17 protein-coding genes and 1 tRNA gene are annotated in these 17,457 nt (G+C 64.1%); 7 read left to right on the forward strand and 11 right to left on the reverse strand.

Annotated features, from left to right (window positions below; genetic code table 11):
* The first annotated feature begins 246 nt into the window (after nucleotides 1–246).
* The gene (locus tag RX330_RS06200; protein ID WP_317242407.1) at nucleotides 247–591 is read left to right on the forward strand and encodes a hypothetical protein; all 345 of its coding nucleotides are present in this window, start codon (nucleotides 247–249) and stop codon (nucleotides 589–591) included.
* Nucleotides 592–935: 344 nt separating this feature from the next.
* Nucleotides 936–1,613 (forward strand): ParA family protein, encoded by a 678-nt coding sequence (locus tag RX330_RS06205; RefSeq protein ID WP_200457091.1) that lies wholly within the window; start codon nucleotides 936–938, stop codon nucleotides 1,611–1,613.
* 92 nt (nucleotides 1,614–1,705) lie between these two features.
* Here the strand turns inward: RX330_RS06205 and RX330_RS06210 are convergent, their stop codons facing one another.
* The 5 genes from RX330_RS06210 to trxB all read right to left on the reverse strand — a co-directional run bounded on the left by RX330_RS06210 (nucleotide 1,706) and on the right by trxB (nucleotide 5,689).
* Nucleotides 1,706–1,852: a hypothetical protein gene (locus tag RX330_RS06210; protein WP_212080444.1), complete on the reverse strand. Its 147-nt coding sequence runs from the start codon at nucleotides 1,850–1,852 to the stop codon at nucleotides 1,706–1,708.
* Nucleotides 1,853–2,002: 150 nt separating this feature from the next.
* Nucleotides 2,003–2,149, reverse strand: a complete 147-nt coding sequence (locus tag RX330_RS06215) for a hypothetical protein (RefSeq protein WP_008135850.1) — start codon at nucleotides 2,147–2,149, stop codon at nucleotides 2,003–2,005.
* A 288-nt stretch (nucleotides 2,150–2,437) separates the two neighbouring features.
* Nucleotides 2,438–3,346, reverse strand: coding sequence for a 4-hydroxy-tetrahydrodipicolinate synthase family protein (locus RX330_RS06220; protein ID WP_212080451.1), 909 nt, complete (start codon nucleotides 3,344–3,346; stop codon nucleotides 2,438–2,440).
* A gap of 448 nt (nucleotides 3,347–3,794) precedes the next feature.
* Complete coding sequence (locus RX330_RS06225; protein WP_063197141.1) at nucleotides 3,795–4,718, reverse strand: LysR family transcriptional regulator; 924 nt, start codon at nucleotides 4,716–4,718, stop codon at nucleotides 3,795–3,797.
* A 5-nt stretch (nucleotides 4,719–4,723) separates the two neighbouring features.
* Complete coding sequence (gene trxB, locus RX330_RS06230) at nucleotides 4,724–5,689, reverse strand: thioredoxin-disulfide reductase (RefSeq protein ID WP_317242408.1); 966 nt, start codon at nucleotides 5,687–5,689, stop codon at nucleotides 4,724–4,726.
* Between the two features lie 265 nt (nucleotides 5,690–5,954).
* Between trxB and RX330_RS06235 the strand changes: the two genes are divergently transcribed.
* Nucleotides 5,955–6,434, forward strand: a complete 480-nt coding sequence (locus RX330_RS06235) for an Lrp/AsnC family transcriptional regulator (protein ID WP_212080454.1) — start codon at nucleotides 5,955–5,957, stop codon at nucleotides 6,432–6,434.
* Nucleotides 6,435–6,709: 275 nt separating this feature from the next.
* Here the strand turns inward: RX330_RS06235 and greA are convergent, their stop codons facing one another.
* The 4 genes from greA to RX330_RS06255 all read right to left on the reverse strand — a co-directional run bounded on the left by greA (nucleotide 6,710) and on the right by RX330_RS06255 (nucleotide 12,052).
* Nucleotides 6,710–7,183: a transcription elongation factor GreA gene (gene greA, locus RX330_RS06240; protein ID WP_018643807.1), complete on the reverse strand. Its 474-nt coding sequence runs from the start codon at nucleotides 7,181–7,183 to the stop codon at nucleotides 6,710–6,712.
* 209 nt (nucleotides 7,184–7,392) lie between these two features.
* Nucleotides 7,393–10,857, reverse strand: coding sequence for a carbamoyl-phosphate synthase large subunit (carB, locus tag RX330_RS06245; RefSeq protein WP_317242409.1), 3,465 nt, complete (start codon nucleotides 10,855–10,857; stop codon nucleotides 7,393–7,395).
* Nucleotides 10,858–11,220: 363 nt separating this feature from the next.
* Nucleotides 11,221–11,296, reverse strand: a tRNA-OTHER gene (locus RX330_RS06250).
* A 54-nt stretch (nucleotides 11,297–11,350) separates the two neighbouring features.
* Nucleotides 11,351–12,052, reverse strand: coding sequence for a class I SAM-dependent methyltransferase (locus RX330_RS06255; RefSeq protein ID WP_212080456.1), 702 nt, complete (start codon nucleotides 12,050–12,052; stop codon nucleotides 11,351–11,353).
* Nucleotides 12,053–12,166: 114 nt separating this feature from the next.
* Between RX330_RS06255 and RX330_RS06260 the strand changes: the two genes are divergently transcribed.
* Entirely contained in the window at nucleotides 12,167–12,691 is a 525-nt protein-coding gene (locus RX330_RS06260) for a Dps family protein (RefSeq protein WP_212080457.1), read from the forward strand.
* A gap of 144 nt (nucleotides 12,692–12,835) precedes the next feature.
* On the opposite strand, the gene RX330_RS06265 is transcribed toward RX330_RS06260, so the two are convergent.
* Together RX330_RS06265 and carA are read right to left on the reverse strand one after the other, a co-directional pair.
* Entirely contained in the window at nucleotides 12,836–13,363 is a 528-nt protein-coding gene (locus tag RX330_RS06265) for a hypothetical protein (RefSeq protein WP_317242410.1), read from the reverse strand.
* Between the two features lie 160 nt (nucleotides 13,364–13,523).
* Nucleotides 13,524–14,714 (reverse strand): glutamine-hydrolyzing carbamoyl-phosphate synthase small subunit, encoded by a 1,191-nt coding sequence (gene carA, locus RX330_RS06270; RefSeq protein ID WP_212080459.1) that lies wholly within the window; start codon nucleotides 14,712–14,714, stop codon nucleotides 13,524–13,526.
* Nucleotides 14,715–14,860: 146 nt separating this feature from the next.
* Between carA and RX330_RS06275 the strand changes: the two genes are divergently transcribed.
* From RX330_RS06275 to RX330_RS06285, 3 genes are all read left to right on the forward strand, one after another.
* Nucleotides 14,861–15,589 carry an alpha/beta fold hydrolase gene (locus RX330_RS06275; RefSeq protein WP_317242411.1) on the forward strand — a complete coding sequence of 243 codons (729 nt, stop codon included), beginning with the start codon at nucleotides 14,861–14,863 and terminating at the stop codon, nucleotides 15,587–15,589.
* 33 nt (nucleotides 15,590–15,622) lie between these two features.
* Entirely contained in the window at nucleotides 15,623–16,078 is a 456-nt protein-coding gene (locus RX330_RS06280; protein WP_317242412.1) for a GatB/YqeY domain-containing protein, read from the forward strand.
* 148 nt (nucleotides 16,079–16,226) lie between these two features.
* The gene (locus tag RX330_RS06285; RefSeq protein ID WP_317242413.1) at nucleotides 16,227–17,363 is read left to right on the forward strand and encodes an epoxide hydrolase family protein; all 1,137 of its coding nucleotides are present in this window, start codon (nucleotides 16,227–16,229) and stop codon (nucleotides 17,361–17,363) included.
* The last annotated feature ends 94 nt before the right edge of the window (nucleotides 17,364–17,457 follow it).

Below are 17,457 nucleotides of genomic sequence, written 5' to 3' on the forward strand. Positions count from 1 at the left end.
AGTCAAACGCGGTTCGCTTAATCCTAAGAGATGAAATGCGAGGGATTACCGTGGCTTGGCTACTGTGCATGGGGTTGTTTTCGCGATTTTTGCGAGGGCGCCCCGGGAACTGCGGAGCCCTAGCTGGTGCCGGGCTGGCCCGCCTGTTGCCGAGACCGCACAGCTCGGACCTTTCGCGTCCCCCCTCGTTGCCAACGAACCGCCGTTCACCCACTATTCCCTCTGACTCGACATGTGGGGGTTTCAATGCCGGCGCTTCGCTTCAAGACATCCTTGGCTGCTGCCACTCTCGGCATGGCCCTCGCCGTGCTGATCCAGCCCGGTGCCGGCTTCGCCTACACCCAGGAGGAGCAGCAGGCCTGCACGCCGGATGCGATGCGGCTGTGCGGCGAGTTTGTGCCGAACGTCGACGCCATCACCGCCTGCATGATCAAGAAGAAGGCGCAGCTCTCGCCGCCATGCGCGGTGTTCTTCCGCCGCGGACCGGAGCCAAGCGAGCAGCGCGCCGGCAGGCCGACCAACATCGCGCCCAAAACCGCGAAGAAGACCGCCAAGCCGGCGGCCAAGAAGAAAAAGACCAGCGACGGCTGAGGCTATCCGCGTTCCTCCTGTGAAACTTGGTAAGGTAACGGACTCCTTTTGTTCGCGCCGACTGGCGTGAGGCCTGCGACGCAAGCGCGACGGAAAAGAGTCGGATGCCGGTTTGCGCGGCGAGGTTGCATTCCGCTCTATCCCGAACGACTGCTCAAGAAACGCACACACGCGCGCGCACGTCCATTGCAGCTCTCGTCGCGCCCCGCACATCACAGTGTGACTCAAAAGCCAGCCCGCCTTGTTATTTCGTGACCGTGGCGCCACTCCCGATAAATTTATCTTTCACGAATCAGCGTCGTGATTCATTTTCGCGGCCTGGGGTCAATCTGGAGGCCGAAGGTATGAACGTTATTGTTTTTGCATCGCGTAAGGGCGGCTCGGGCAAGAGTACCCTGGCTGCACATCTCGCCGCGCAGATCAAGGCGAGTAAACAGGTCATGCTGGTGGACGCGGACCCTCAGGGCTCGCTGACGCTGTGGCACAAGCTGCGTGGTACCAACGAACCGCCGATCAAGGCGGCCGTGAACTCCGTCAGCGGCATCGTCTCCGCTGCCAAGCGCGACGGTTATGAATGGGTCTTGATCGACACGCCGCCGAACCTGTCGGCCGTCGTCGACGACGCGATCCGCAACGCCACCATGGTCGTGATTCCCGCCCGTCCCGGCGTGTTCGACGTCAATGCGGTGCAGGAAACCATCCAGATGTGCCGCGCCGCGCGCAAGCCCTACGCGGTCGTGCTGAATGGTGCGCCGGCCAAGCGCGACGAAGCCGAAAGCCCGATCGTCACCATCGCCCGCGAAGCGCTGGCGAAATTCCGTGCTCCGGTGTGGGGCGGCCAGATCACCAACCGTTCGGATCTGCTGATGGCGTTGAGCCACGGCGAAGGCGCGCGGGAGTATCAGGCCGAGAGCCGTGCGGCTCAGGAAATCGCAAGGCTGTGGGCGGCGATCGAGCGTTCAGTGAAGGCTATTCGCGGCACGGCGTCGGCATCCGGCGCAATGCACAAGCAGGCTGCATAATTTTTTAAATCATTCCCCGGACGAAAAACGCGCGGATGTCCGCGCGTTTTGCGTTTGTGGCCTTCGTCCGCTCCGGAATGACGAAATGAAGGTTACGCCACCATCAGCATGTAGAACACGATGACCGGCGACAGAGTCAGGATCACAGACCAGATGCCGACGGCCCAGAGAATGTCCTCGGTGGTAAAGTTCTGTTCGGTGGACAGCTTCTGGTGTCCGGCGCCGAAATGCGACGCCATTTCATTATGACTATTCACAAACGCCCCCGCGATTTCTTCGCTTATGGGCGTGGACGATACGCGGGATGCTTTAAGATTCCGGCTTGCAATCCCGCTCGCATTTTGAGCGCATTTGCGACCTCCGCTTAACCATCTGCGCGAAGAGCCGCCTCAGGCGAGCCAGACCCGAAACAGCAGCACCGGCATCAGGCCTAGCATCACCGCCCAGAACCCGAACGACGATACGACGAGAATTCCCTGCAAGAGATCGGCGGGCGCGAACTGGCTCGCGGCCGTAGGCCGGGTGCGATGCCCCATGGTCATTCCCCCTATGAGAAGGCTTCGAAGGGACAACGATAGGCACCAGTGCGTAAACGAGGCGTGGATGCACCGTGCGGCGGGAGCGAAGGGCGTTGGGGTCCGGTTAACCAAGGGAGCGCTCACCCTCCCCTGAGGGGGAGGGTGATCGCGCGCAGCGCGAGCGGGGTGGGGTGATCTCTCAACTCGGGCAGCGTTGGACGTGGAGGGACCGTCCCGCCCCGCTACGCATTCCGCTTCGCTGCATGCGTAGCGACCCTCCCCCTCCATGGGAGGGTGAAGGAAGCGCTACGCCGCGACCTGCATGCGTCGCTCGATTTCGCGATCGATCATCGCCGCGAGCTCGCTGCTGACCTCCACCATCGGCAGTCGCACTTCGGGGCTGTCGATCAGGCCGACCCGCCACAGCCAGTACTTTGCCGGCGCCGGGCTCGGCTCGGTGAACAACAGCCGCGTCAGCTCGGCAACCTCCTGCCAGCGCGCCAGCGCCGCGTCGTGATTGCCGCGCTTGTGCTCGGCGTAAACCGCCGCAAACGCCGCGGTCTCGACATGGGCCGACAGCACGATGCCGCCGTCGGCGCCGTCACCAAGCGCCTCGAAATAGTTCGCGTCCTCGCCGGTGAGCACGCGAAATTCCCTCGGCCTGTCGCGCAGCAGCGCGATCGATTGCTCGCGGCTCGCACCGCAATCCTTCAGGCCCACGATATTCTTGTGCTCGGCGAGCCGCAGCATGGTCTGGTTGGTGATGTTCACCGCGGTGCGATAGGGAATGTTGTAGAGCGCGAGCGGCCAGGCGGCGTGATCGGCGAGCGTCTCGAAATGCGCCAGCAGCCCGCGCTGCGAGGGCCGCACGTAGTAAGGGCTTGCGATCAGATAACCGTCGATCGGCCAGTCCGCGGTCTCGTCGAGACGTTCCTTGAGCCGCGAGGTGTCGGCGCCTGATAGTCCGAGGCAGACCGGAACGTTGCGGCGGCCCGCCGCCATCTCGTCGCGCACGACGGCGACGAGCCGTTCGAGCTCGGCCTCGCGCAGCGTCATGCCTTCGCCGGAGGTCGCCCCCAGGATGAAGCCGTCGATGCTTTGCGCGCTGTAGTGCCGCGTCAGCCGCCGCAGCGACCGCTCGTCGAGCGCGCCGCCCTGAAACGGCGTCACCAGCGGCAGCCACAGCCCGTGCAATTGTTCCTGTAGACCAGTCATGTTTCCATCTCCTTCTCGGGAAAAAAACCTGAGACGGAGGGCACATGAAAAAACCCCGTCCAGGCGGCGGGGTTTTCGGGATTTGCAGCGATGACGAAGCTTAGCTAGTGCGCGCAAAAATCCGAGGCCCCGGGATGGGGGCCCTTTTTCGAGATTGCTGCGCACGGCTTCGTGATCATCTGTAAATGATGCGGGGTATGCGTGGAACTGTCAATACACGCGGAAGGCGACGGCCGATTTGAACGAAAAAAAGCCGGGCTCAAAGAGCCCGGCTTAAGGTATTGGCCACGTGAGGCCGACACAATCACCTTCCAAGAGGGATTACTGAACTCCCGCGCCACTGGAGGAGGGGGACAAATGCGCAACGCGAAGGCTCAGCGTGCAAACAGTATGAGCTTGACGAGCGTCCTGCAGCAACAGCCGAGGCCGCATGTCAGTCATGCGGAAATCAGGACGGCCAGCGCTGCGCCTTGCTGACCACGAAGTCGCGGAACACCTGCACGCGCGCCACCGTCTTCAACTCCTCGGGATAGACAAAATAGGTGTCGAGCTGGATCGAATCCGACTCGCCGAACAGCTGCACGAGTTTGCTCTGTTCCTCCACGAGGTAGTCGGGCAGCGCGGCGATGCCGAGGCCCTGCTGACAGGCGCGCACGAGACCGAGGATGTTGTTCACCCTGAAATAGGCCTCGCGTGGACCGGAGCCGTTGCGGCCGGCTTCGACGAGCCAGTTGCGGTTCTGCAAGTGCGGCGCGAAGTTGCCGTCGGCGAGCGTGATGATGCGGTGGGAGTCGAGCTCCTCCAGCGTGCGCGGCGTACCGAAGCGCTTGATGTATTCCGGCGAGCAATAGGCGTGGAAGCCCATCGCGAAAAGCTTGCGCTGGATCAGATCCGGCTGCGTCGGCTTGCGGGTGCGGATCGCGACGTCCGCCTCGCGCATCGACAGATCGAGCTCCTCGTCGGTGACGATCAGCGAGATCCGGATCTCCGGATACAGCGCGGTGAACTCGCCGAGCCGCGGGATCAGCCAGTTGATGCCGACGCCGGGCGTGGTGGTGATCTTGAGGTCGCCGCTCGGCCGCTCGCGGCTGTCGGTCAGCTTGGCGCGCGCCGCCTGGAGCTGCATGAAGACGTCATGCGCGGTGCGGAACAACAGGTCGCCCTGCTCGGTGAGGATCAGGCCGCGGGCGTGGCGGTGGAACAGTGAGACCGAAAGCTCCTGCTCCAGAGCCGAGACCTGGCGCGACACCGCCGATTGCGACAGGCCGAGCTGCTCGCCCGCATGCGTGAAGCTGCCCGCTTCCGCTGCCGCGTGAAACACCTTCAGCTTGTCCCAGTCCATATCCGTAAATCCGTCGCGTGTTCGAGGCATGATCTTTATTCCGCTGCCGCGCGCTCGCTGGCGCGCAGGGCCAAGAAACGTTCGGCCTCGAGCGCTGCCATGCAGCCGAGGCCTGCGGCCGTCACGGCCTGGCGATAAGTCTCGTCGGCGACGTCACCGGCGGCGAACAGTCCGGGCACCGAGGTGGCGGTCGAGTTCGGGGCGACCTCGACATAGCCCGAGGGTTTCAGCTTGACCTGATCCTTGACGAGCTCGGTCGCCGGCGCATGTCCGATGGCGATGAAAACGCCGTCGGTCTTCACGTCGGTGAGCGCGCCGGTCTTGACGTTCTTCAGACGGACATGGGTGACCTTGTTCGGGTTCTCGGTGCCGCAGATCTCGTCGACCGCGCTGTCCCAGATCACCTTGATCTTCGGGTGCTTGAACAGCCGCTCCTGCAGGATGCGCTCGGCGCGGAAGTGATCGCGGCGATGCACGATGGTGACCTGCGAAGCATGGTTGGTGAGGTACAGGGCTTCCTCGACCGCGGTATTGCCGCCGCCGACCACCACGACGTTCTTGTTGCGGTAGAAGAAGCCGTCGCAGGTGGCGCAGGCCGATACGCCGCCGCCCTGGAACTTCGTCTCGGACGGCAGCCCGAGCCAGCGCGCTTGCGCGCCGGTGGCGAGAATTACGCTGTCGGCGAGATAGACGTCACCCGAATCGCAGGTGAGGCGGAACGGCCGCTGCGAGGTGTCGAGCTTGATCACGAGGTCGGAGACGATTTTGGTGCCGACATGGACCGCCTGCTTCTCCATCTGCTCCATCAGCCATGGGCCCTGGATCACGTCGGCAAAGCCCGGATAGTTCTCGACATCAGTGGTGATGGTGAGCTGGCCGCCGGCCTGGATGCCTTGGATCAGGATCGGCTCGAGCATGGCCCGCGCGGCGTAGATCGCCGCGGTATAACCGGCGGGACCGGAGCCGATAATGACGACCTTTGCATGAACAGGAGCGGACATTTCGATGGACGCCTTTCACGGGGGATTTGCAGCGCGGGCGCGGAACATGCCGGGAGGCCTCGCCGAGGCGCTGAAATATCAGAGCTAATCTAAGCCTTCTGGTGAGCTATGCAAGAATTGCATTCCCTATCGGCGGATTTTTCCAACAGGGAACAAAAGTCCCTTGCGGTGCGCGCGCAATAAAATTGCGCTAAGGTTGCGGACTGGGCTATGAGGATTGCGAAAACCCACCAGTACCGCCGTACAGGCCAGGAGTTCCAATCACGTGTCGCGGAACCTAGACGAGATCGACCTGAAGATTCTCACCGAGATTCAGGCCGACGGTCGAATCACGAATGTCGAGCTGGCCAAGCGAGTTGGCATCTCGCCGCCACCTTGCCTGCGCCGCGTTCGGGCGCTGGAGGAGGAGGGCTACATCCACGGCTATCGGGGCCTGCTGGACGCCCGCAAGCTCGGTTTCGACGTCACCGTGTTCGCCGCCGTGCACCTCTCCAGCCAGGCCGAGGCGGATTTGCGCGCGTTCGAGGCGTTCGTCCGCGCCGAGCCCCTTGTGCGGGAATGCTGGATGCTGTCGGGCGAGGTCGATTTCATCCTCAAATGCGTCGCGCCAGACATGGCGACCTTCCAGGATTTCGTCACCCACCTCACTGCCGCGCCCCACGTGCGCAATGTCAGGACCTCGCTGGTGCTCCACAATTCGAAGTATGAAGCCGCCGTGCCGCTTGATGTGAAGGGGCGGCGGTAGATTCGCCGGTCTCGTGCTCCGGCTCCGCGCCGCAACGCTGAAGCATTGCAGCGTGTCCGGGACGGGCAGCTTGCTGCATCAACACCGTCATTGCGAGGAGCCCTTGCGACGAAGCAATCCAGACTGCCTCCGCGGAGGGATTCCGGATTGCTTCGCTGCGCTCGCAATGACGCGCGGTGAGAATGCGTGTCCACTCACGCAGGCAACAGGCGGCAACAAAAAGGCCGCGCAGTGCGCGGCCCTTTCGAAATCTCATCACGTGCGGCGGCAGATCGTTACCGCCACTCCACCTTGGTGATCTCATACGCCTTGGCGCCGCCGGGTGCATTGACCTCGACGGTCGAGCCCTTCTTCTTGCCGATCAGCGCGCGCGCGAGCGGCGAGGTGATGGAGATGCGGCCCTTCTTGGCATCGGCCTCGACCTCGCCGACGATCTGCCACACCGTCTTCTTCTCGGTGTCCTCGTCGACCAAGGTCACGGTGGCGCCGAACTTGATGGTGTCGCCGGACAGTTTCGAGATGTCGATGATGTCGGCGCGCGCGAGCTTGTCCTCGAGCTCGGCGATGCGGCCTTCATTGTGGGACTGTTCTTCCTTCGCGGCATGATATTCCGCGTTTTCCGACAGGTCTCCGTGCGAGCGCGCCTCGGCGATATGCTCGATGATCCGCGGACGATCTTCCGACTGGCGCTTCTTCAATTCTTCCCCGAGCGCGACAAAGCCGGCCTGGGTCATCGGAACCTTTTCCATCTCTTCTCTCGTCCTTCAGCTGCGCGCCCCCAAAGACCGAGGGCGCGGCAACCTTGATTGGTCGGTATTCCCGGGGCTGAACACGCGCCCGCCGGGATGTTATGTGGGCTCTGGCGCCGGAACAGAACCGCCACCTGGCCGGATCAGTTCCTCCGGCCATTGTGGCTTCATTGCCAATCACTTAGCGGAAGCGTTGCCGCCGCTAGCGATCAGGTTTCCGAAAAGTAGCTCTGCAGGGTACGAACCTCAAGGTCCCCGCCAAGATAGGCGCGGATGCCCTGCGCGGCCGCCACGGCCCCGGAAAGAGTGGTGTAATACGGCACTTTATGCAAGAGGGCCGCGCGCCGCAGCGATCGGCTGTCGGCCAGCGCCTGCGGGCCTTCGGTGGTGTTGAAGACGAGCTGAACGTCGCCGTTGGTGATGGCATCGACGATGTGCGGACGGCCCTCCAGCACCTTGTTCACCTTCTCGGTCGGGATGCCCTGATCGGTCAGGAAGCGCTGGGTGCCCGAGGTCGCCAGCACCTTGAAGCCGAGTGAATGCAATTCGCGAACCGCCTCGGCAATACGCGTCTTGTCGCTCTCGCGCACCGAGACGAACACCGTGCCCTTGCGCGGTACTCGCGTGCCGCCGCCGAGCTGGCTCTTGGCGAACGCCACCGCGAACGACCGGTCGATGCCCATGACCTCGCCGGTCGAGCGCATCTCGGGGCCGAGCACCGTGTCGACGCCTGGGAAGCGCGCGAACGGGAAGACCGATTCCTTGACGCCGACGTGCTTGAGCTGCGCCTTCTTCAGCTTGAAATCGGCGAGCTTCTCGCCGGCCATGACGCGCGCGGCGATTTTCGCGACCGGCGTGCCGACCACCTTGGCAACGAAGGGCACGGTGCGCGAGGCGCGCGGATTGACCTCCAGCACGTAGATCTCGCCATCCTTGATGGCGTACTGCACGTTCATCAGGCCGACCACGTCGAGGCCGAGCGCGAGCTCGCGGGTCTGCCGCTCCAGCTCCTCGATCATCTCAGGTTCGAGCGAGTGGGGCGGAAGCGAGCAGGCGCTGTCGCCGGAATGGATGCCGGCTTCCTCGATGTGCTCCATGATGCCGACGATGAAGGTGTCCTTGCCGTCGCAGAGGCAATCCACGTCGATCTCGGTGGCATCGGACAGATAACGGTCGAACAGCAGCGGGTTCTTGCCGAGCACGGTGTTGATCTGCCCGGTCTTGTCGTTCGGATAGCGCGCCTTCACGTCCGCCGGCACCAGCTCCGGCAGCGTGCCGAGCAGATAGTCGCTGAGCTGGTTCTCCTCGCGGATGATCTGCATCGCGCGGCCGCCGAGCACGTAGGAGGGACGCACCACCAGCGGCAGGCCGAGATCGGTTGCGACCAGGCGCGCCTGCTCGACCGAATAGGCAATGCCGTTCTTCGGCTGCTTCAGCCGCAGCTTGTCGAGCACGCGCTTGAAACGGTCGCGGTCCTCGGCAAGGTCGATGGCATCAGGCGAGGTGCCGAGGATCGGCACCTCGGCAGCCTCCAGCGCGCGTGCCAGCTTCAGCGGTGTCTGGCCGCCGAACTGCACGATCACGCCGTGCAGCGTGCCCTTGCTGCGTTCCTTGGCGATGATCTCCAGCACGTCCTCGGCGGTGAGCGGCTCGAAATAGAGCCGGTCGGCGGTGTCGTAGTCGGTCGACACCGTCTCCGGATTGCAGTTGACCATGATGGATTCGTAGCCGGCATCGTGCAGCGCGAAACAGGCGTGGCAGCAGCAATAGTCAAACTCGATGCCCTGGCCGATGCGGTTGGGACCGCCGCCGAGAATGATGACCTTCTTCTTGTCGGACGGCGTGCTCTCGTCCGCCGGCGCGCCCGCAAACGGCGCCTCGTAGGTCGAATACATATAGGCGGTGGGCGAGGCGAACTCGGCCGCGCAGGTGTCGATGCGCTTGTACACCGGGCGAACGCCGAGTGCGTGGCGCTTTGCGGTCACCTCGGCCTCCGTCGTCTCGGCGAGCACCGCGAGCCGGGCGTCGGAGAAGCCCATGGCCTTGAGGGTGTGCATGCCGAAGGCGTTGCCGGGCAGGCCGTTCCTGCGGACCTTCTCCTCCATGTCGACGATGCCGCGCATCTCGCCCAGGAACCACGGATCGATCTTGCAGGAGTTGAAGATGTCCTCGTTCGACCAGCCGAGCCGCATGGCCTGGGCGACCTGGAGCAGCCGGTTCGGCGTCGGCGTGCCGAGTGCGGCACGGATCGCGTTCTTGTCGTCGTCGCGACCGAGCCCCTCGATCTCGATCTCGTCGAGGCCGGTCAATCCGGTCTCGAGTCCGCGCAGCGCCTTCTGCAGGCTCTCCTGGAAGGTGCGGCCGATCGCCATGACTTCGCCGACCGATTTCATCGAGGTCGTCAACGTGGTCGAGGCGCCCGGGAATTTCTCGAAGGCGAAGCGCGGCACCTTGGTGACGACGTAGTCGATGGTCGGCTCGAAAGAGGCCGGCGTGGCGCCGCCGGTGATGTCGTTGGCGATCTCGTCCAGGGTGTAGCCGACCGCGAGCTTGGCGGCGACCTTGGCGATCGGAAAGCCGGTGGCCTTCGACGCCAGCGCGGAGGAGCGCGACACGCGCGGATTCATCTCGATCACGACCATGCGGCCGTCCTCGGGATTGACGCCGAACTGCACGTTGGAGCCGCCGGTCTCCACCCCGATCTCGCGCAGCACCGCCAGCGAGGCGTCGCGCATGATCTGGTATTCTTTGTCGGTCAGCGTCAGCGCCGGCGCCACCGTGATGGAATCGCCGGTGTGCACGCCCATCGGATCGAGGTTCTCGATCGAGCAGACGATGATGCAATTGTCCTTCTTGTCGCGCACCACCTCCATCTCGTACTCTTTCCAGCCGAGCACGGATTCTTCGATCAGCACTTCGTTGGTCGGAGACGCATCGAGGCCGCGCTCGATGATGTCGAGGAACTCTTCCTTGTTGTAGGCGATGCCGCCGCCGGTGCCGCCCATCGTGAAGGAGGGGCGGATGATCGCGGGCAGGCCGATCTCGGACAGCGCCATCATGGCCTGGCCGAACGCGTATTCCTGGTAGCGCTTGCGACGCTCGCTCTCGCCCAGCGTCCACTGCCGGTCGTGCTCATCGAGAGCTGCGCCCGACAGCTTCGCACGTTCGGCCTGGTGCTTGTCGCGGAACGACTTCTTCAGCTCGGACGCGTTGGCGAGCCGCGACTTCGGCGTCTCGAGCCCGATCTTGGTCATGGCCTCGCGGAAGAGCTGGCGGTCCTCCGCCTTGTCGATGGCGTCAGCGGTGGCGCCGATCATCTCGACGTCGAACTTCTCCAGCGTGCCCTGCCGGCGCAGCGACAGCGCGCAGTTCAGCGCGGTCTGTCCGCCCATGGTCGGCAGCAGCGCGAAGCCGCCGGGAATGACGTGACGTTCCTTCTCGATGATCTTGGCGACGATCTCGGGCGTGATCGGCTCGATATAGGTCGCATCGGCCAATTCCGGGTCGGTCATGATCGTGGCCGGGTTGGAATTGACGAGGACGATGCGATAGCCCTCTTCCTTCAGCGTCTTCACCGCCTGGGTGCCCGAATAGTCGAACTCGCAGGCCTGTCCGATCACGATGGGACCGGCGCCGATGATCAGGATGGTGGTGATGTCTGTACGTTTGGGCATCAACTCTCGCCGGACTGGAATTTGGGCACAAAAAAAGGGCGCGCGGCTGCGCGTCCCTGTGGCCGAGAGCGCGGTGGTCTCCCTCGCGCGCGGGTGGGTCTTAGACCAGTTTTTGGGGCGGCGAAACCCCGAAAAACGCCCATCAACCGCCAATTTTGACCGATTAGGGGAGGGGTGGGCTGCTTGGGGGGCGTGGCCGCGCCACGCGTAGCCCCGGATGCGATCAGTGGGGGAACGCCCGTCTTCGCTTCCGCTGCGCTTCAGGCGTACCGAACCACGCCCGGCTTCGCCCTTCGGGCTTCGCCGCGGCAGCCTTCGAACGATACGGCTTGCCGAGCCGAAGCTGGCGGAGCCAGCGAAGGCTGGAGACCCGGCCTGGATTTGAACCAGGATGTAGAGCGTTGCACCGCCCTCGCGTAGACGCTTCCGCCACCGGGCCGCGGCGATCATGTCTGATTGCAGCGCGACAAGCCACAACGGCTAATTGTTATGCTTAACGAACCAGCGGCGGCCGCGCGATGAAGGTCATGCGCCAGCGATTGTGGCCGATATTGGTGTGGGCGCGCTGGACCGCGAACCCGGCCGCCCTCAGCTTGGCGGTGATCTCGTCCTCGCTGTAGCGTTGCAGCCCGATCCGTGTGCGCAGCTGACGGTAATCCGACAGCGCGGTGCTGATCAGCCCGATCAGCGCGTCCTTCAGGAAGCCGTGGCGCAGGCCGAAGCCGAGCAGCGCCATGACGTCCCTGAACATGCCGACATTGGGCTGGAGAATGTCCCCCAGCACCAGCTTTCCGGAGGGCTTCAGGATGCGGTGGACATTGAGGAGCGCGGCATCGAGCTCGTCCGGCGCCATGTATTGCGCGACCGAGTTCATCACCACGAGGTCGATCGACTGGTCCTGCATGTTGCGGACGTCGTCGAGCGAGCGGACGCGGATCCTGGTGTTCGGGGCAAACCGCGCGATCAGCCGGCCGCGGACGCCGGGCGCCGGCTCGGCGAGGATCAGCTTGCCGCAGCGAGCGGCCACCTGGTTCGCCGACAGGGCTTCGCCGCACGCATAATCCAGCACGGTCGCGTCCGGCGAGGAGATGTAGCCGATGATGTCCCGCGCGATGATCTGGAAGTGCAAGTCGCGATGCAGCTTGCTGACATAGATCGTATGCGTGGAGTCGTAATAATCGATCCAATCGTCCATGGTATTCGAGGGCCCCGGCCAAACGGTTCCGTTGGAGGAACCGGCGCTGTCCGCCTTGCGTTAGGGGTGCGACGGCGCGCCGTCAATGTCCGCGTCCTAACAGGAAGGTCTCCCGTGAGCAAAACCAACAATAAGATCTCCCCCGATCTCGATACCCCCACCGATTTGTCGCCCGACGGAGTGAAGAAGGTTTCGGAGGCGCTCAACGTGCTTCTGGCCGACGCCTTCGCGCTATATCTGAAGACCAAGAATTTCCACTGGCACATCAGCGGGCGCCACTTCCGGGACTACCATCTGCTGCTCGACGAGCAGTCGGACCAGATCTTCGCCACCACCGACCAGCTCGCCGAGCGCGTCCGCAAGATCGGCGGCACCACGCTGAAGTCGATCGGCCAGGTCGCAAAGCTCCAAACCATCAAGGACAACAACGAGGACTACGTCCCGCCGCGCGAGATGCTGCGCGAGCTGATGCAGGACAACAAGCATGTCGCCGCCGCGATGCGGAAGGCCCATGATGTCTGCGACGAGGCCGGCGATGTCGCCAGCGCCAGCATCTTGGAAAACTTCATCGACGAGACCGAGCGCCGCACCTGGTTCCTGTTCGAAGCCACCCGCCAGGAGGGCGGCAACGAGGCGTAACCCGGATGTCGTAGCTCTTTGTAGGGTGAGCGAAGCGACTTGTCCGCCGTGGCTCGAAGAGCGAAGGCGGAAGCGTGCCCACCAGCTGGAAGTGGTGGGCACGGCGCGCTAGAGCGCGCCTTTGCCCGCCCCACGGCATCGCGCTTATGGCTGGCTCCACAACCGCATCAGCGCCCCGTCCTTCCCCGTCACGGGATCGGCCGGCGGCAGCGCGACGTGCGGAATCGTCTTCAGCGCCTTGGCGTGGTTCTCCGGCGTTGCCCTCGTGATCTCCATCTTCGCGCCTGGCGGATAGGCGCCGATCACGCAGAAATCGTGGCTCGCCTTGATGCATTGATGCCCGGTGCCGGCAGGCAGGATCGCGACGTCGCCGGCCTTGATGTCCAGCTCCTGGCCGTGGTCGCCGCCGAAGCGGACCCGTGCGCTGCCGCGCGCGACGCCGAGCACCTCGTGCACCGTCGCGTGATAATGCAGATAATCGTAGACGCCGTTGCGCCAGGTGCCGCCCCAGCCGTTCGCCTCGAACAGATCTTCGATGGTCGCTTCCGGCTGCTTCGGATCAAGCTTCACCGCGGCTTGGTAGACCAGGAACGGACGGATGTTGTTCGGCGTAAGGCCGTCGTCCTCGAACACGATGGCGATTGGCTCGGCGTTGTCGCGGACGACGGACATGGCGGGGCTCCTGCGCGAATCTAGCAGGGATCAACGAGGGGCGTGAGGCGGCGTTCCTCGCTCCTCCGTCAATCCGGGGCGACGCGTGAGCCCGGAATGACAAGAGCCCGGGACAAGGCCCGGGCTCGATGTCGTCAAAGCAGTTGCGGAAGAGCGCGCCCTACGCGCTCTTCTTCTGCCGCATCAGGTCCGCAAAGCGCTGGAACAGATAGTGCGAGTCGCGCGGACCTGGTGAGGCTTCGGGATGGTACTGCACCGAGAACACCGGCTTGCCGTCGAGCTGGATGCCGCAATTGGATCCGTCGAACAGCGAGATGTGAGTCTGCGTCGCGCCCTTCGGCAGCGTGGTCTCGTCCACGGCAAAGCCGTGGTTCATCGAGGTGATCTCGACCTTGCCGGTGGTCTCGTCCTTCACGGGGTGGTTTGCACCGTGATGGCCCTGATGCATCTTCTTCGTCTTGGCGCCGACGGCAAGGCCCAGCATCTGGTGACCGAGACAGATGCCGAAGGTCGGCGTGCCCGACTTGATCACGTCCTGGATCACAGGCACGGCATATTTGCCTGTTGCGGCCGGATCGCCCGGACCGTTGGACAGGAACACGCCGTCCGGCTTCATCGCCAGAATGTCTTCGGACGAGGTCGTCGCCGGCACCACCGTCACCTTGCAGCCGACGCCGGCGAGCAGGCGCAGGATGTTGCGCTTGATGCCGTAGTCGATGGCAACGACGTTGAATTCCGGCTTGTCCTGCCTACCGAAGCCCTTGTCCCACAGCCAGGGCGTCTCGTCCCAGGTGAAACGCTGGCCCGAAGTGACCATCGGCACGAGGTCCATGCCCTCGAGGCCCGGCCATTCGCGTGCTTCTTCCTTCAGGCCGTGCAGGTCGAACTCGCCGGTCCTGGAATGCGCGATCACGGCATTGGGCATGCCCTTGCTGCGGATCAGCGCGGTCAGGGCACGGGTGTCGATGCCGGAGAGGCCGATGATGCCGCGCGCCTTCAGCCACTGGTCGAGATGCTTGGTGGCACGGTAGTTCGAGGGATCGGTGATCGCGGTGCGCAGGATCACGCCGCGCGCCCCCGGCGTCGCGGCCATGTTCACCGTCTCGATGTCGTCATCGTTGGTGCCGACATTGCCGATATGCGGGAAGGTGAATGTGATGAGCTGGCCGGCATAGGAGGGATCGGTGAGGATCTCCTCATAGCCGGTCATCGCGGTGTTGAAGCAGACTTCACCGACGGCGTGGCCTTCGGCGCCGAGACCGAAGCCTTCGAGCACCGTGCCATCGGCGAGCACGAGGAGCGCGGTCGGTTTATGGTCCGGCCAGGCGGGATCGTTGTCATGTTGTGTCATGAGCGCGTTTCATAGTCCCCGCGGGCGTCGCCGTCAAAGCGGGAGAGGGCGGATTCACATGCGTTTTTGCATATTTGACAGCCCGTCTCCCGCACTTAAGCTCGGCCGCACAATTTCCGGCAATTTGAGGGGCTTGCGAGGCAATAATGGACCAGACCACCCCACTTCTGCTGGTTCCGGGGCTGGCCTCATCGGCCCGGATCTATGTCCCGGTGATCCCGGCGCTGTGGCGGCTCGGCCCGGTGATGATTGCCAACCATATCCGCGACGACAGCATGGCGGCGATGGCCGCCCGGGTGTTGGCCGAGGCGCCGCCGCGCTTCGCGCTCGCCGGCCATTCCATGGGCGGCTACATCGCACTCGAGATCATGCGTCAGGCACCCGAGCGCGTTTTGAAGCTTGCGCTGATCAACACCCAGGCGCGGCCCGATACGCCGGAGGCGACCGCGCGCCGCCGCGGCCTCATGGAGCGCGCGAGGCGCGGCGAGCTCCGCGCCGTCCGCGAGGAGAGTTTTCCGGAGCTCGTGCATCCGTCGCGGCGCGACGATGCCGATATTCTCGAGCTCGTGCATGCACAGGATGAGGATGTCGGCGTCGAGGGTTATCTGCGGCAGCAGACCGCGATCATCGCACGGGTGGATTCGCGACCGACGCTGCCGGCCATCAGGTGCCCGACATTGGTGCTGACGGGCGATGCCGACAACACCATCCCGAATGCGTTCTCGAGGGAGATGGCGGACGCCATCGCCGGCGCAAGGCTGGTGGTGCTCCAGCGCTGCGGGCACCTGCCGCAAGCCGAGCAACCGGAAGCGACAGCACGAGCGCTGACCGAATGGCTTGGAACCGAGGTTGTCTCAGGGGCGCGAACGGCCTAGATCAGGCCTCGGATATTCCAGGAGAGCACGACCATGCTGCGCGACGACATCAACAATGCGGTCAAGGAGGCCATGAAGGCCAAGGACGAGCGCAAGCTGTCCACGCTGCGCATGGTCAACTCGACCATCAAGAATGCCGACATCGACGCCCGCGGGCAGGGCAAGCCGCCGCTGTCGGACGCCGACCTGCTCGGCGTCTTTCAAAAGATGATCAAGCAGCGCCAGGAGTCCGTGGAGCTCTACGAAAAAGGCGGCCGCGCCGAACTCGCGGCCCAGGAGCGCGAGGAGATCGCGGTGATCTCGGCGTACCTGCCGAAGCAGATGGCCGACGACGAGGTGAAGAAGGCGATCGCGGATGCGATCGCCGAAACGGGCGCGAGCGGCATGAAGGACATGGGCAAGGTGATTGCCGTGCTGCGCGCGAAATACGCAGGCCAGATGGATTTTGGGAAGGCCAGCGGCTTGGTGAAGGCGGCGTTGTCGGGCTAGGCCGTCATTCCGGGGCGACGCGAAGCGTCGAGCCATGATGCGCAATTGCGCATCAGAAAATCCATCAGGCCGCCAGCTCTGTCGCTCAATGGATTCCGGGTTCGTGCTTCGCACGCCCCGGAATGACAAAAGGAAACTGGGAGGCACGATGATCGCGATCAAACCGTTCCGCATCGCCATCAGCGACGACATCCTCTCGGACCTCAAGTCGCGCCTCGCCCGCACCCGCTGGCCGGAAGCCGAGCTCGTCGATGATTGGAGCCAGGGCGCGCCGCTGAAATGGATCCGGGAGATCTGCACCTATTGGGCTGATGGCTACGATTGGCGGGCGCGCGAAGCCAAGCTCAATCGCTTCGAGCAGTTCACCACCGAGATCGACGGGCTCGACATCCACTTCATTCACGCCCGCTCGAAAGAGCCCTCGGCACTGCCGCTGATCATCACCCATGGCTGGCCCGGCTCGATCGTCGAATTCCAGAAGGTGATCGCGCCGCTGGTCGATCCCGCCGCGCATGGCGGCAATCCCGCGGATGCGTTTCACGTCGTCTGTCCCTCGCTGCCGGGCTTCGGTTTCTCCGCCAAGCCGAAGACTACCGGCTGGGGCGTCGATCGCATCGCCGCGGCCTGGGCCAAGCTCATGGAGCGGCTCGGCTATATCAGCTACGGCGCGCAAGGCGGCGACTGGGGCTCTGCGGTGACGACCTCGCTCGGCGCGCAGGATGCGGCGCGCTGCGCCGGCATCCACATCACGCTCGCCTTCAATGCCGCACCAAAGGTCGAGGGCGAGCCGACGGCCGAAGAGAAGCGCGCGCTTGCCGGCCTCAAGCACTATGCCGATCTCGACTCCGGCTACTCCAAGCAGCAGTCGACGCGACCGCAGACGCTCGGCTATGGCCTGACGGATTCGCCGAGCGGGCAGGCGGCCTGGATCCTGGAAAAATTCTGGGCCTGGACCGATTGCGACGGTCATCCCGAAAACATCTTCAGCCGGGACGAGCTGCTCGACAACGTCATGCTCTATTGGGCGACGGAGACGGCGGCCTCCTCGGCGCGGCTCTACTGGGAGAGTTTTGGCAAGCGCCGCACCACGCCGGTCGTCAAGGTGCCGACGGGCGTCGCTGCCTTCCCCAAGGAGATCATCACGCCGGTGCGGCGCTGGATGGAGCCGAACTTCCACAACATCACGCATTGGAGCGAGATGGAGAAGGGCGGCCATTTCGCCGCGTTCGAGCAGCCGGAGCTGTTCGTGCGCGATGTCCGGAAATTCTTTGCGACGGTGAGGTAGCCACCACTTAGTCGTCATGCCCGGGCTTGTCCCGAGCATCCACGGCCTTAAACTGACGGACCAAGCAAGAAGAACGTGGATGGCCGGGACAAGC

It is taken from the genome of Bradyrhizobium sp. NDS-1 (assembly GCF_032918005.1).
In the GTDB taxonomy this organism is placed as follows: domain Bacteria; phylum Pseudomonadota; class Alphaproteobacteria; order Rhizobiales; family Xanthobacteraceae; genus Bradyrhizobium; species Bradyrhizobium tunisiense.

Bases quoted from the DNA above. Each gene is read 5' to 3' on its own strand.
- RX330_RS06200 (WP_317242407.1), top strand. From the start codon at position 247: ATGCCGGCGCTTCGCTTCAAGACATCCTTGGCTGCTGCCACTCTCGGC.
- RX330_RS06205 (WP_200457091.1), top strand. From the start codon at position 936: ATGAACGTTATTGTTTTTGCATCGCGTAAGGGCGGCTCGGGCAAGAGT.
- RX330_RS06220 (WP_212080451.1), bottom strand. From the start codon at position 3,346: ATGACTGGTCTACAGGAACAATTGCACGGGCTGTGGCTGCCGCTGGTG.
- RX330_RS06210 (WP_212080444.1), bottom strand. From the start codon at position 1,852: ATGGCGTCGCATTTCGGCGCCGGACACCAGAAGCTGTCCACCGAACAG.
- carA (WP_212080459.1), bottom strand. From the start codon at position 14,714: ATGACACAACATGACAACGATCCCGCCTGGCCGGACCATAAACCGACC.
- greA (WP_018643807.1), bottom strand. From the start codon at position 7,183: ATGGAAAAGGTTCCGATGACCCAGGCCGGCTTTGTCGCGCTCGGGGAA.
- RX330_RS06265 (WP_317242410.1), bottom strand. From the start codon at position 13,363: ATGTCCGTCGTCCGCGACAACGCCGAGCCAATCGCCATCGTGTTCGAG.
- RX330_RS06215 (WP_008135850.1), bottom strand. From the start codon at position 2,149: ATGGGGCATCGCACCCGGCCTACGGCCGCGAGCCAGTTCGCGCCCGCC.
- RX330_RS06285 (WP_317242413.1), top strand. From the start codon at position 16,227: ATGATCGCGATCAAACCGTTCCGCATCGCCATCAGCGACGACATCCTC.
- RX330_RS06275 (WP_317242411.1), top strand. From the start codon at position 14,861: ATGGACCAGACCACCCCACTTCTGCTGGTTCCGGGGCTGGCCTCATCG.
- trxB (WP_317242408.1), bottom strand. From the start codon at position 5,689: ATGTCCGCTCCTGTTCATGCAAAGGTCGTCATTATCGGCTCCGGTCCC.
- RX330_RS06225 (WP_063197141.1), bottom strand. From the start codon at position 4,718: ATGCCTCGAACACGCGACGGATTTACGGATATGGACTGGGACAAGCTG.
- carB (WP_317242409.1), bottom strand. From the start codon at position 10,857: ATGCCCAAACGTACAGACATCACCACCATCCTGATCATCGGCGCCGGT.
- RX330_RS06280 (WP_317242412.1), top strand. From the start codon at position 15,623: ATGCTGCGCGACGACATCAACAATGCGGTCAAGGAGGCCATGAAGGCC.
- RX330_RS06255 (WP_212080456.1), bottom strand. From the start codon at position 12,052: ATGGACGATTGGATCGATTATTACGACTCCACGCATACGATCTATGTC.